Source organism: Megamonas rupellensis DSM 19944 (genome assembly GCF_000378365.1).
Lineage (GTDB): Bacteria > Bacillota > Negativicutes > Selenomonadales > Selenomonadaceae > Megamonas > Megamonas funiformis.
The window spans coordinates 111,122-124,657 of record NZ_KB899567.1 but is presented as its reverse complement, the minus strand read 5'-3'; the positions used below and the strand labels follow the sequence as shown (position 1 = coordinate 124,657).

General features: G+C 33.8%; 13 protein-coding genes and 1 other RNA gene. 12 read left to right on the top strand and 2 right to left on the bottom strand.

The annotated features are described in order from the left end of the window. Window positions 1-144 precede the first annotated feature (144 nt). Both F553_RS0101610 and F553_RS0101605 read right to left on the bottom strand, forming a co-directional pair. On the bottom strand, window positions 145-1,401 hold the full coding sequence (locus tag F553_RS0101610) for a lecithin retinol acyltransferase family protein (protein ID WP_018998729.1): 1,257 nt from the start codon (window positions 1,399-1,401) through the stop codon (window positions 145-147). Next, the gene (locus F553_RS0101605; RefSeq protein ID WP_018998728.1) at window positions 1,401-3,476 is read right to left on the bottom strand and encodes a hypothetical protein; all 2,076 of its coding nucleotides are present in this window, start codon (window positions 3,474-3,476) and stop codon (window positions 1,401-1,403) included. Before F553_RS0101605 ends, F553_RS0101610 begins: the two co-directional genes overlap by 1 nt. A 204-nt stretch (window positions 3,477-3,680) precedes the next feature. Here F553_RS0101605 and ruvC point away from each other — a divergent pair, with 204 nt between their 5' ends. The 12 genes from ruvC to F553_RS0101550 all read left to right on the top strand — a co-directional run bounded on the left by ruvC (window position 3,681) and on the right by F553_RS0101550 (window position 13,399). Next, on the top strand, window positions 3,681-4,175 hold the full coding sequence (ruvC, locus tag F553_RS0101600) for a crossover junction endodeoxyribonuclease RuvC (protein WP_008537374.1): 495 nt from the start codon (window positions 3,681-3,683) through the stop codon (window positions 4,173-4,175). A gap of 45 nt (window positions 4,176-4,220) precedes the next feature. After that, entirely contained in the window at window positions 4,221-4,838 is a 618-nt protein-coding gene (ruvA, locus tag F553_RS0101595) for a Holliday junction branch migration protein RuvA (protein ID WP_018998727.1), read from the top strand. Window positions 4,839-4,881: 43 nt separating this feature from the next. After that, window positions 4,882-5,556 (top strand): potassium channel family protein, encoded by a 675-nt coding sequence (locus F553_RS0101590; RefSeq protein WP_008537371.1) that lies wholly within the window; start codon window positions 4,882-4,884, stop codon window positions 5,554-5,556. Further along, window positions 5,556-6,350, top strand: coding sequence for a TrmH family RNA methyltransferase (locus F553_RS0101585; RefSeq protein WP_018998726.1), 795 nt, complete (start codon window positions 5,556-5,558; stop codon window positions 6,348-6,350). The genes F553_RS0101590 and F553_RS0101585 overlap by 1 nt, the downstream gene beginning before the upstream one ends. Window positions 6,351-6,391: 41 nt before the next feature. Continuing rightward, window positions 6,392-6,744, top strand: an RNA gene (gene rnpB, locus F553_RS12165) — RNase P RNA component class A. 138 nt (window positions 6,745-6,882) lie between these two features. Further along, window positions 6,883-7,455 (top strand): bis(5'-nucleosyl)-tetraphosphatase (symmetrical) YqeK, encoded by a 573-nt coding sequence (gene yqeK, locus F553_RS0101580; RefSeq protein ID WP_018998725.1) that lies wholly within the window; start codon window positions 6,883-6,885, stop codon window positions 7,453-7,455. Window position 7,456: 1 nt separating this feature from the next. Further along, window positions 7,457-8,488: an LCP family protein gene (locus F553_RS0101575; protein ID WP_018998724.1), complete on the top strand. Its 1,032-nt coding sequence runs from the start codon at window positions 7,457-7,459 to the stop codon at window positions 8,486-8,488. Between the two features lie 36 nt (window positions 8,489-8,524). Then, entirely contained in the window at window positions 8,525-8,875 is a 351-nt protein-coding gene (gene rsfS, locus F553_RS0101570; protein WP_015563262.1) for a ribosome silencing factor, read from the top strand. 70 nt (window positions 8,876-8,945) lie between these two features. Continuing rightward, a complete protein-coding gene (locus F553_RS0101565; RefSeq protein WP_224169872.1) occupies window positions 8,946-9,773 on the top strand; it encodes a CvfB family protein in 828 nt (275 codons plus the stop codon). A gap of 64 nt (window positions 9,774-9,837) precedes the next feature. Beyond that, window positions 9,838-10,629: an FAD binding domain-containing protein gene (locus F553_RS0101560; RefSeq protein WP_008537365.1), complete on the top strand. Its 792-nt coding sequence runs from the start codon at window positions 9,838-9,840 to the stop codon at window positions 10,627-10,629. After that, entirely contained in the window at window positions 10,629-11,102 is a 474-nt protein-coding gene (locus F553_RS0101555) for a (2Fe-2S)-binding protein (protein WP_008537364.1), read from the top strand. Before F553_RS0101560 ends, F553_RS0101555 begins: the two co-directional genes overlap by 1 nt. Continuing rightward, window positions 11,099-13,399 (top strand): xanthine dehydrogenase family protein molybdopterin-binding subunit, encoded by a 2,301-nt coding sequence (locus F553_RS0101550; RefSeq protein ID WP_018998722.1) that lies wholly within the window; start codon window positions 11,099-11,101, stop codon window positions 13,397-13,399. The genes F553_RS0101555 and F553_RS0101550 overlap by 4 nt, the downstream gene beginning before the upstream one ends. Window positions 13,400-13,536: the final 137 nt, after the last annotated feature.

Genomic DNA, 13,536 nt, shown 5'->3' with positions numbered 1-13,536 from the left:
TCCTTTTAAAACCATTTTAATTGCTTTAACTTTAAATTCATTTGAGTATTTAGTCATAAAAAAACTGCACCTCCAAAAGTTGTTTTTTGTCCAACTTTTGGGGTGCAGTTCATATTTAAAATCAGTTCTTTTTTTCTTCAAATTTTAATTTTTTTCTTGTGATTTTTCTGTCAATGACAATTTTTTATTATTTGGTAAACTCATTTTTGCTTGTTTATCATCTAAAATAAATTTATTTAATTGCGTTTTATCCTCTAAGCTTAAATTATCCTTAATTAAATTTGTTATTATATTTTGCGTTAAATTGCCTGTTTGTTCTAATATTTTATCTTTGCTATTAATGAAACCACTTATAATTTGCTGTTGTCTAATCTCTAAAGACTTTAACTGCATATCATGATGTTTCATTTGAGCATTCATATCATTTTGGATTTGTTGGAAATACAATTTATGTGCTGGCGTTCCTTCAGGATATTTTTCTAATATAGATAATAAATTTGGCAATTTTTCTGTATTATATTTATCGTAATCAGCTACTATCCTATCATTTAATTCTTTATACATATTTTCAATATCTTTTACGATAGGCAATGAAGCTCTTTCAATTATTTCAATTCTATTGTTAGTAATCTGCGTCAATTGTTCTTGCATTGCCATGATTGTCTGTGCCATCACAGTGAAGCCTTTTGCTTTCGCTTCTTCTACTAAAATCTTAGCTTCCGCTTCATCTCTTAATAATTCCATTTGAGCCTGTTTTATCAGTTCTACGCGTTCTGTTTCCATTTCTGATAAACGAATTTTAGCTTCTGCTTCGATTTGTGCTATTTTCACTTTATCTGGTTCATAATTATAATTAGTAGTAGTACGACTGCCACTACTAGAACCACCGAACAAACTCTTTATTGTAGACCATATACCCATAAAATCATTCTCCTTGCGTTTCGTAAAAACTTTTTCTACTTGATGACTGCGAAATCTTCCCAAAGTACATACATTGGCAAAATGTTCACAGTTATTAAAAATCAGATTATAACCCTTATCGCCTAAACAAGCTCTAGCATAAGTTACTATCTGTTCAGGTGAATATAAATCAGCAAATTCCTCATCAGTATATTCTTTTACTTCCAATATACCGCCCTTTAAAAAGTAAGCTAAATCTGTCTGTATAACTTCTGGCTTTGACCAGTCCAATATACTGTCATCATCTTTCCCTGTGAAGTGGATTACTTCTTCATCAGATACATAAATACCATGATGAGCGTATAAGCCATTCATTCTTTGTACGCGGATATGGTCGCCTTTTTGGGGCGTTTTTTGTACCCATATTTCTTCTTCTCTTGGTATGCAAGGCACTTCATAGTTAGGAAAGACATTTGTGTTCATTAAATCGTAATTGTTCATTATTTTTTCATTAAACCTTTACGCATTTTGAAAATCAATGAATTATATGCTTTTTCTCGATTAGCTTGTTCTTGGCTATACGCTTTGATATCTGCTAAATACATATAATAATTTTTTTGCTTTAATTTAGCAAATTCATTCAATACTTCTTGTGAAATCTGCTCTAAATTATTATCTGCTACAAATTGTATGATTTCATTGATTTGAATATCGATTAAATTATCAATCCAACGCAAGATAAAAATTTTATCTGCTTCTTTTTTGCAATTAAAAATGATATTCTGCAATGCTTTTTGCAAATTCACAGTGCGAGCATAGAGTTCTTTTTCCACTTCAAATTTTTCTTGCAAATCACCACAATTTTGGAATACGTATTGTTGATAGATATTTTTACGTTCTTCAAGGTAAAAATTATCAACAGCGATTTTGTAATCATTTACAACGTAAATTGCCTGCATGATAATAGGTATTTCTTGCTCTTCTTTTGCTTCGATATCGCCTTTTAATCCTCTTGCTATCATTGGCTGGAGCTTTTCTTCAATGGTGAAACGCAATTTCTGCCAATCTTCATACCATTTTTGCCAAACTTCTGCTTCGATATCATCTTCTTCACAGCTGTGTTTCAATTCTTCATATTGTTTAGTCTTAAATACTTTGTAATCTTCATTCCATTTAGACCATACTTCAACTGCTTTGACGATAAAATCGCGATTATGTTCAAAGAAATCTATTTTTTGCAATGCTTTATTCACTATTTTAGCCGTGTTTTCAGCTATCAATGCAAAACTTGCACGTTCTTTTTTCTCCAACTGTGCTAATTCATAAATAGCATTATCGCCATCATCGATTTCATTGATAGTGTATTCGATATCATCAGCTTGTTGTTTTACTTTTAATAAATTCGCTTTTACTTTATCCATGCCCAAAGCTAATTTATCTTTAAAATAATATTGACGATTTTTTAATAATTCGTTTTCTGCCTCTGTTAAATTGCTATCATTTTTATACGTTGTTGATAATTGCAAACCTATTTGGTTGCAGTCTTGAATGACACTTTCTTTTTGCTGTTCAAAATCAGCTAAGTATTCCATTAGTTCATCTATCCATTGTTGTACAGCTTCATAATATTTGATAATGGATTTATCAATGGAAGCAATATCGTATTTATTTAATAATGTCATATAATCAAAATCAGCAGTTATAGTCTTCACTTCTTCGCACTGTGCTAACTGTGTTTCTACTTCACTCAATGCTTGCAATAATTTAGGCTTTTCAAAATAGATTTTCTTATATAAATCAGTGATTTCATTATTTTTAAATATAGGCAAAAGTTCATTTTCTCTAAATAAATCTAAAGTAAATCGCAATCTTTCTTTCTCTGTATAAACATTATTATTTTCTAATATATTTTTTTCATATTCACTATCTTGTATTAAATGATAGCTACAAGGTAATATCCAACTTGTACCCGAGTATGCCTCCCAGTTATCTAAGTCAATTATATTTTTTGACCAATTATTTATATTACAACACCAATAATCTTTTTCTTTTATTCGCCAATTACGTCCTTGTTGAAAAGGAAAAGTCTTATCGTATATCATATTTTTAAATACTTCCAAAGTAGGTATTTGCCAATCATTTATATTATTTATACTATAATTATTTACTAAAGATTTTGCTTCATCTAATGTATAGCCAGCATCATTTTCTTTTTTATAAGGAAAATAATCTAGATTAGCCCATAGTATACCTGTTGTTTTATCCATTAATATATGTGGTTTATTTTTAAAGAAATACCAACGCTGATTTTTTATTGCTTCGAGAATTTTATCAATTGTTGTTGTTGAAGATAATTTATCTATTTCATTATTGATAGTTTTTAATTTTTCTTGCACTGATTGCAGTTGTTGTTTTAAGTTATTTTGACTGCCCATTAATTTAGCTTGTATTTTACTTAATTCCTGCATTTTTTGAGCATTATGTTCATTTTCTATTCCTTCATATTGCTCTTCTATTTCCTGAATTTTATCTAATAGTTCTTGCTGTCTTGCTTTTAAATTTTCTAATTCACTCATCGTATTACTCCTTTTATGTATTATTATTTAATATAGCGTATTTATAAAATCAATACCATATCCTCCTAGACAAGTTTAGCTTATATACTTTTATATATTTTTACATAAATCCTGTGATTTCCTTTTATTTTATTTTTTTTCTTATCATGATATAATGTGAACTGCACATTTTTGCTAAATTTGATATACTAAAAGGAGGATTTTATGCTTGCTTTAGGTATTGACCCTGGAACTGCTATCTGTGGTTATGGTCTTGTAGATATGCAAGGAAGCCGTCTAAAAGCCATTGAATATGGAGCTATTTTGACAAGTCCACAGATGCGACCACAAGATAGATTATTAAAAATTCATCGTGAACTTACAGATATTATTCAAAAATATAAACCTGATGTAATGGGCGTAGAACAATTATTTTTCAATCGCAATGTAACTACTGCCATTCCTGTCGGTCAAGCTCGTGGTATCGTCTTATTGACCGCAGCCGAAAATCAAATTGAATTAGTCGAACGCACACCGCTACAAATCAAACAATCCGTAGTAGGCTTTGGCAGAGCGAGCAAAGAACAAGTCATCTACATGGTAACAAAATTGCTCCATCTTCCTGAACCGCCAAAACCTGATGATGTCGCCGACGCTCTAGCTGTAGCTATCTGTACTACTCATTGTATGAATAGCCTCACATGGCGAAATAAATTATAGTCAAATTAATAATGATTAATAAATAAATTAACAAGGAAAGATTTTATGATAGGATATTTACAAGGAAAAGTCACTTATATTGCCAGTGATTTTTGCTTTATTGATGTTCATGGTGTCGGCTATCGCGTATTTATCAGTACTAGCACACGTGCAAAACTAAAAATGAATGAAGAAATCAAACTCTTTACTTATTTAAGCGTGCGTGAAGATGCCATGTTATTATATGGTTTTATCAATCAATTAGAATATGATGTCTTTTGCAAATTGATTTCCGTATCTAAGATTGGCCCTAAAGCTGGGCTTGGTCTGCTCTCTAGTCTTTCTAGTGAAAAACTCATCTGGGCTATCCAAAATAAACAAGTCAGCCTACTCACCAATGCCCCTGGGATTGGCAAGAAAACAGCTGAACGCATTGTTTTAGAATTAAAAGATAAATTAACTGAACTCAACTTAAGTATTTCTGATGAAGTTTTAGACCAACCAATCTTGATTGATACACCTAGCGAAGATGAAAAAATAGATATGTATGAAGAAGCAACGCAAGCCCTTCTTTCTCTTGGCTATACAAAACCAGAAATCAATTCTGTACTCAAAAAAGCTGGCAATATAACAAATACAGAAGATATTATTAAATTCGCACTCAAAGAATTATCCTTAAGCTAAAACAAAAATATAACATAATAGATTAAATAAAGGAGCTTTTATTATGAAATTTTCTCCGCAAAATGAACGTCAATTTGCCGTAGTCGGTCTTGGTAGATTTGGTAGAAATATCGCTAAATCTCTTCATGAAATGGGCTATGATGTTCTTGCTATTGATAAAGATATGGAAAAAGTCCAAGACTTTAGCCATGAAGTAACTCATGTAGTTCAAGCAGATACTACAGATGAAGAAGCACTTCGCTCTTTAGGTATTTTAAATTTCGATGTTGTAATCGTGGCTATCGGTGATGATACTGAAGCTAATATCATGACTACACTCCAATTAAAAGAAATCGGTGTTCCTTATATCGTAGCTATCGCTAAAAGTCCATTGCAAATCAAAGTATTAGAAAAAATCGGAGCTAACCGCATTGTTGCTCCAGAACGAGATATGGCTCGTCGTGTTGCTTATAACCTTGCTTCTACAAATATCATGGATTATATCGAATTATCACCAAAATTCAGTATTGTAGAAATCGCTGTGCCAAAAGCTATCCGCAATAAAACACTCAGCGAATCAAATATCCGTGCTAAATATGGCTTAAACGTTGTTGCTATCAAACGTCATGATAATTTAATTATTTCTCCACTTCCTACAGAAGTATTACTCGAAAATGATATCGCTATCGTTGTTGGTAGCAATGAAAGTATCAATGGCTTGGAGGCTCTAGAAAAATAATGGAGCTAATCACAAGTCTAACTAATGCCAAAGTCAAAATGGCTTTAAGCCTCCAACAAAAAAAATATCGCGACAAATACCAATTATTTATATTAGAAGGTATTCGCAATGCTGAAATGGTTATTGCCAAAAATATTTCCGTGCAAATGTGTTTTTTCACACAAAAAGCCTTTACAAATGAACGCGGAAAATCCATTTTAGAACAATTAAAATGTCCTTGTTTTGAAGTTCCTGAACATATTTATCAAAAAATCAGTGATACTCAATCTCCACAGGGATTAATGTTGATTTTACCTATACAAAATCACAATTTAGATGATTTAGCTACAATAAATAAATCAGGACTTTATCTGATTTTAGATAGATTACAAGACCCTGGAAACATCGGTACCATCATTCGCACATCTGATGCCATGGGTGTAAAAGCCATTATCTGCCTAAATGGAACAGCCGATATCTATTCTCCAAAAGTAGTGCGTTCTGCGATGGGTTCTTTATTCAATCTCCCTATAATCACTAAAATTTCTGAACAAGATTTATTATCTTTTTGTCAAAATCATAATTTAACACTTTATGCTACAGCTTTAGATAATAGTGCCAAAGCTTCATGGGATATTTCCTATCCTCAAGATTGTGCTATTATTTTGGGCAATGAAGCCAATGGTGTTTCTGATAATTTATTAGACAAATGTAATGCTAAAATATACATTCCGATGAAAGGCGATGCTGAATCATTGAACGTGGCAAATGCTGGTTCGATGATTATGTACGAATATTGTCGCCAAAACATTTGACCACAGTAAAAATCAATGCTATAATCTAATAGCTAAAGACATGAGTATGAAAGATAATCGCGTATACTTTTTTGTATATGAGGAAAGTCCGGGCTCCACAGGGCAATGTGCTGGATAACGTCCAGCGAGGGTGACCTCAGGGAAAGTGCTATAGAAACTTAAACCGCCTGTGTATACAGGTAAGGGTGGAAAGGTGCGGTAAGAGCGCACCAGCGTGCAGGTGACTGTACGGCTAGGTAAACCCCACATGGAGCAAGACCGAATAGGGAAGGGATGAAGTGGCCCGCTGAGCCTTCCGGGTTGTGTCGCTAGAGCTTATAGGTAACTATAAGTCCAGATAAATGATTATCACCACGCAAGTGGAACAAAACTCGGCTTATTGATTACTCATATCTTTAGTGAAAACTGCCTTACTGGCAGTTTTTTTATTTTAACTATTTGATTTTTAAGCTAAATATATTAAAATATATTTAGAAATAAATATTTACATTAATAAAATTTATTTTAATCTAGGATAAAGAAGGAGTTTCTTGTGGATATTAATCAAATGCAAACTATTTTACAATCAAATTTGAAACCTAATCGTTATGCTCATTGTCTTGGGGTAATGGATACTGCCATCATCTTGGCAAAACGATTTGGCGTAGATGAAGAACAAGCTGCTATTGCTGGATTATTGCACGATTGTGCACGTGAGTTTGCAACCGAAGATTTAATTGCTGAATGTGAAAAACGTCATCTCTATATTACAGATATTGACCGTCAATTACCTATTTTAATGCATGCCCCACTCGGCACTGCTATTGCTAAAGAAAAATATGATGTTCATGATACTGCTATTTTAAAAGCTATCGCTTCTCATACTGTTGGCGGAGCTAATATGTCTAAACTCGACAAAATAGTTTATCTTGCCGATATGATAGAACCTCATCGTAAATTTGAAGGCTTAGATAAACTTCGCAAACAAGCCATGACACAAGACCTTGATACTGTTATGATAAGTGCTTTTAACCAATCCATATTATTTATTATGCGTAAAGGACATACTATTCACCCATATACAGTAGCTGCGCGTAATGAAATTCTCCTCCAACGAGAATTATAATATGCCCTCAAAAAAGATTAAAACTTCAACAAAAACTACGAATAGAAAAACGAAAAAGCCACTTATTAAACGTATACGCCTTGGTCGTTTATTGCTTGTACTTATACTTTTATCTAGTATTGTATATGGCTCATATATTGTAATTTCTGAAATTTATTCTTGGGGTAGTTTTAAATATGCTCAATACCAAGAAGCACATCCTAGCAAACCACAAAAACCACCTATTCCACCGCAATTCACTGATAAACGTTTTGAAAATTACACTAATATTTTATTCATTGGTATAGATGATAAACCTGTTGAAGGTATTGCTGAATCTGGTCGTTATGCAGATGCTCTCATGCTCGTAAGTATGGATCATACTAATGGGGAAATACGTTTCTTATCTCTACCTAGAACAATCAAGACCTCTATAGATGGTCGCAAAGACCCAGAATATCTCAGCTTCACTTATTATTATGGTGGTGCACCTTTGACAGTCAATACTGTTTCCCAATTATTAAATATACCAATAACTCAATATGTAGCTTTAGACCGTAAAAGTATAGCTAAATTTGTAGATACTATTGGTGGAATTAATTTATATGTAGAAAATAATATGGATTATGAAGACCCTGTAAGTGGCACTTCCGTCCATCTCACTCAAGGATATCAACATTTAACTGGCGATATGTCTCAACAATATCTCATCTTCCGCAATGATGATTTAGGTGATATTGGTCGTATTCAACGTCAGCAAAAATTTGCCAAAGCTTTATTTGAAAAAATGATGTCCTTGGAAACAATTCCTACATTGCCAACAATTCTTGATATTTGGGAAAATAATATTGATACTAATATTAACATTTTAGATATTTCTAATCTGATAAATTTATTAGATACTCTTAGCACTACAGAAATAAAAATTAAAATGCTTCCAGGTAATCTCACTCCAACTGGCGATTGGGTACCAGATAATGCCCGCGTAGAACAAGAAATAAATGATATGTTTCCTCCAGTTCCAGAAGATACCGCTGAGGACGCTGAAGAATAACCATAAATAAATTATTATAGAAAGGCAAGTGTTTATATGACCTTAACTTCTCAAGAAAAAAGCCAATTAATAGCAAAAGCTGCTAGCGATAAAAAAGCATTAGATATTATGATTATGAATATGCATGATTTAACTACTACTACTGATTATTTCATCGTATGTAGTGCTACTACAGCAACTCAAGTTCGTGCTATAGCTGACAATATTGAAGATGAAATGACTCAAGCTGGTGAAGAATTCTTGCATAAAGAAGGATATCAAAATGCTGAATGGATATTATTAGACTTTGGAAATTGCGTTGCTCATATCTTCACTGAAGAAGCTCGTCGTTTCTATGGTCTAGAAAGCTTATGGGGCGAAGCTCCTACTGTTGAATACGAAGATTAAACAACGAGGTTAAATAAATATATTGATAGAAAAACAACAAAAAAAATATCAACCAAGTACTGTAGTAACTATGAAAGTCGCACGTGTTGGTGAAATGGGCGCATTTTTAGATGCCCAAACAGGCAATACTAGTGATGATATTTTGTTGCATAAATTACAACAAACCTCTCCTATAAAGCCTGGCGATAAAGTATCTGTGTTTTTATATAAAGACCCACATGGACGACTTACTGCCAGTATGAGAACTCCTAGAATGCGTGAAGGACAGATTGCTCGTTTAAAAGTAATCAATACTAGCCGTGATGGTGCATTTTTAGATGTCGGTGCTGAACGTGGTATCTTTATGCCATATGCTGGTATGCGAGGAAAATTACAAGTAGGCGAAGTCGTTTGGGCAAAATTATACACAGATAAATCTGGTCGATTAGCTATGACTATGAAAGTTGAAGATGAAATTCGTCGTGCTTCTCGTCCTGCTGACAATGTAAAAGTCGGCGATATGGTTTCTGGCTCTGTTTATAATTTTACAGAACAAGGTGCTTTTATCTTCACAGACGAACGTTTTATCGCTTTTTTAGATAAGCGTGAAATGACTACTAAGCCACGTGTTGGACAGACTTTAACTACACGTATTACTTTTATTCGTGATGATGGTCGTATCAATGTTTCTATGCGACCAATCAAAGAAAAAGCTATTAATCTTGATGCTCAAATGCTTTATGATACACTTATGGCTCGAGGTGGCAAAATGCCTTATTGTGATGAAACCGCTTCTGAAGTTATTCGTGAACGCTTTGGTATCAGTAAATCTGCCTTTAAACGTGCATTAGGACATTTAATGAAGGAAGGCAAAGTAGAACAAAAAGATGGTTGGACTTGTTTAATATCACAAGAATAACCTACAAGCTATCTGACATATTTTGCCGGATAGCTTTTTTTGAGCAAGGAAAGGAGAGCATTTTGTGCTTACAATCAAAGAATTTCGCAAAGTATCCTCTATAGAAGAAGCTTATGAATTAAATCAAAAAAAGACTAATCGCATCATTGGCGGTATGTTATGGTTGAAAATGCAAACTGGTAATGTAAATATCGCTATCGATTTATCTGGTTTAAATTTAGATACTATCGAAGAAACTGATACAGAATTTAAAATCGGTGCTATGACAACATTACGCGATTTAGAACTTCATGCTGGTTTAAATCAATATACTAATAACAGCATGAAAGAAGCTATGCGTCATATTGTCGGTGTACAATTTAGAAATCTTGCTACTGTTGGTGGTAGTATATATGGTCGTTATGGATTTTCTGATGTATTGACTGTATTTATGGCTCTTGATGCTTATGTAGAACTTCATCATGCAGGTATCATTCCTATCAGTGAATTTGCTAAAATGCCTTATGATAATGATGTTTTAGTCAATATCATTGTGAAAAAAACTGCTTTAAATTGTGCATATTTATCACATAGACAGACAAAAACAGATTTTCCTGTATTGGCTGTTGCTGTATCTAAACTTCATGACAAATGGCAAGCTGTAATAGGTGCTACTCCTCATCGTGCAGTAATCATTGCTGATGAAGAAAATATCTTAGGTGAAAAAGTATCACCTGAAACTATTGAAGCATTTGCAAATTATGTAAAAGATAATGTAAAAACAGACTCTAATATTCGTGGTTCTGCACAATATCGCAAACATTTAGCATATGTTTTAGTCAAACGTGCTTTAGTATCTATAGGAGGAAATGCTTAATGATTTTAAATGTATGGCTCAATGGGAAAAAAATCAGTGAAGAAATTTCAGCTGATACATTATTGATAGATTTTGTCCGCAAACATGGCTGTAGTAGCGTAAAACGTGGTTGCGACACTTCAAACTGTGGGCTTTGTACTTTATTTGTTGAAGATAAACCTGTATTATCTTGCTCTATGCTCGCTGCTCGTGTTGATGGCAAGCATATAACTACACTTGAAGGACTCCAAGAAGAAGCTCGTGAATTTGGTGCTTTCATTGCCAATCAAGGTGCAGAACAATGCGGTTTTTGCAATCCAGGTTTCATCATGAATGCCATTGCTTTATTTAGAGAAAATCCTAATCCTTCCGATGAAGAAATTCTTGAATATTTAGCTGGTAATCTCTGCCGTTGTTCTGGTTATGAAGGTCAACTTCGTGGTATTCGTGCCTTTTTAGATTATAAAAATGGTAAAACGGAGGAACAAGCATGACTAATTTAGATAATTTAAAATATGTCAATCAACCTATCATGAAATCTGATGCTATGTCACTTGTTACAGGTAAACCTGTATATCTTGATGACGTTGCACCAAAAGATTGCTTGATTGTAAAAGTTTTACGCAGTCCTCATGCCAATGCTATCATTGAAAATATCAATACAACTATAGCTAGTAAAGTTCCTGGTATCGAAGCTATTTTCACTTATCAAGATGTATCTCAAAAACGCTTCACTATGGCAGGTCAGACTTATCCTGAACCTAGCCCTTATGACCGTTTGATTTTAGATAAACATGTTCGCTATGTTGGTGACCCTGTAGCTATCGTTGCTGGGGAAAATGAACAAGCTGTAGATAAAGCTTTAAAATTAATCAAAGTTCAATATCAAGTTTTAGAACCATTATTAGATTTCCGTAAGTCTAAAGATAATAAAATTCTCGTTCATCCTGAAGATACATGGCGTTCTCTTGCTCCTGTCGGTGCAGATAATAAACGCAATCTCTGTGCTTGTGGTTCTGAAGGTGAAGGCGATGTTGATGAAGTATTAAAAAATTGCGATGTTGTAGTTGAAGGAACTTATCATACAAAAGCTTGTCAGCAAGCTATGATGGAACCATTCTGCACATACTGCTACATGGATACTTATAATCGCTTAAATATCATAAGCTCCACGCAAATTGTATTCCATGTTCGCCGTATCGTAGCTCACGCTCTTGATATTTCTCAATCAAAAATTCGCGTAACAAAACCTCGTATTGGTGGCGGTTTTGGTGCAAAACAAACTGTAGTAGCTGAAGTTTTCCCTGCTTTTGTAACTTATAAAACAGGAAAACCTTCTAAAATGATTTTCACTCGTACAGAATGTCAAATAGCTTCTACACCTCGCCATGAAATGGAAGTTTCCGTGCGAATTGGTGCTACAAAAGAAGGTAAAATCCAAGCTATAGATGTATATACACTCTCTAATACTGGTGCTTATGGTGAACATGGTCCAACGACTGTTGGCTTATCTGGTCATAAATCCATTCCACTTTATCGTGGTTTAAAAGCATTTAAATTTGCTTATGATGTAGTATATACAAATGTAATGAGTGCTGGTGCTTATCGTGGCTATGGTGCAACTCAGGGTATTTTCGCTGTAGAAAGTGCTGTTAATGAACTTGCTAGCAAATTAAATATTGACCCTGTAAAACTTCGTGAAATGAACCTTGTCAAAGAAGGCGACGTTATGCCAGCTTATTATGGTGAAACTGCTACAAGCTGTACACTTGACCGCTGTGTAACTCGCTGTAAAGAAATGATTGGCTGGGACGAAAAATATCCTGCTCGTGATATGGGCAATGGCAAAATCCGCAGTGTTGGTATGGCTATGGCAATGCAAGGCTCTGGTATCACATGTGTTGACGTTGGTTCTGCTACATTAAAATTAAATGATGAAGGAATTTACACTTTATCCATCAGTTCTGCTGATATGGGTACAGGCTGTGATACTATCTTAGCTCAAATAGCAGCAGAAGTATTGATGTGTCCATTAGAAAATATCTCTGTAATCGCAGCTGATACAGATGCAACACCTTATGATTCTGGTTCTTATGCATCTAGTACAACTTATGTAACTGGTAAAGCTGTAGAAAAAACTGCTCTTGGCTTAATCACTAAAATCAAAGCATTTGGTGCTAATATGCTCAAATGTTCTATTGATGATGTTGATTTTGATGGTAAATCTGTAATCAATATGCATACAAATGAAAGCGTTTCTTTAAATGATATAGCTGTAAGTTCTATGTGCGGTGCAACTCAATCACTTCAACATACTGAATCAAATTCTATGCCATCATCTCCACCACCATTTATGGCTGGCATGGTAGAAATAGAACTTGATAAAGAAACAGGTCATGTAGAAATCCTTGATTACTGTGCTGTAGTTGACTGCGGTACTCCAATCAATCCAAATCTTGCACGTGTACAAACAGAAGGTGGTATCGTTCAAGGTATCGGCATGGCATTATATGAAGATGTAACTTACAACAAAAAAGGTGTTCTCGCTGAAAATTCCTTTATGCAATATAAAGTGCCATCTCGTCTTGATATGGGTAAACTTCGCGTGGAATTTGCTAACAGCTATGAACAATCTGGTCCATTTGGTGCAAAATCCATCGGTGAAATCGTTATCAATACACCTTCACCGGCATTAGCTCATGCGATTTACAATGCTACTGGCGTTTGGTTTAAAGAACTTCCTATCACTAGCGAAAAAATTGCTATGGCTTTATTAAATAAACAAAAATAAGTCATCCATATATAAAATTTTTGAGATTTAAATAGGTTAGATTATATCTAGCCTATTTTTTCTTATATATCCATTAGAAAAATCTTGCAACAATCGCAAAAAATAGGTAAAATATAGTTTATATATTTATAGACGGA

Excerpts from the sequence above, each read along its gene's own strand:
- F553_RS0101575 (WP_018998724.1), top strand. The coding sequence starts at position 7,457 with ATGCCCTCAAAAAAGATTAAAACTTCAACAAAAACTACGAATAGAAAA.
- F553_RS0101605 (WP_018998728.1), bottom strand. The coding sequence starts at position 3,476 with ATGAGTGAATTAGAAAATTTAAAAGCAAGACAGCAAGAACTATTAGAT.
- rsfS (WP_015563262.1), top strand. The coding sequence starts at position 8,525 with ATGACCTTAACTTCTCAAGAAAAAAGCCAATTAATAGCAAAAGCTGCT.
- F553_RS0101585 (WP_018998726.1), top strand. The coding sequence starts at position 5,556 with ATGGAGCTAATCACAAGTCTAACTAATGCCAAAGTCAAAATGGCTTTA.
- F553_RS0101565 (WP_224169872.1), top strand. The coding sequence starts at position 8,946 with ATGAAAGTCGCACGTGTTGGTGAAATGGGCGCATTTTTAGATGCCCAA.
- ruvA (WP_018998727.1), top strand. The coding sequence starts at position 4,221 with ATGATAGGATATTTACAAGGAAAAGTCACTTATATTGCCAGTGATTTT.
- ruvC (WP_008537374.1), top strand. The coding sequence starts at position 3,681 with ATGCTTGCTTTAGGTATTGACCCTGGAACTGCTATCTGTGGTTATGGT.
- F553_RS0101550 (WP_018998722.1), top strand. The coding sequence starts at position 11,099 with ATGACTAATTTAGATAATTTAAAATATGTCAATCAACCTATCATGAAA.
- F553_RS0101610 (WP_018998729.1), bottom strand. The coding sequence starts at position 1,401 with ATGAACAATTACGATTTAATGAACACAAATGTCTTTCCTAACTATGAA.
- F553_RS0101555 (WP_008537364.1), top strand. The coding sequence starts at position 10,629 with ATGATTTTAAATGTATGGCTCAATGGGAAAAAAATCAGTGAAGAAATT.
- F553_RS0101590 (WP_008537371.1), top strand. The coding sequence starts at position 4,882 with ATGAAATTTTCTCCGCAAAATGAACGTCAATTTGCCGTAGTCGGTCTT.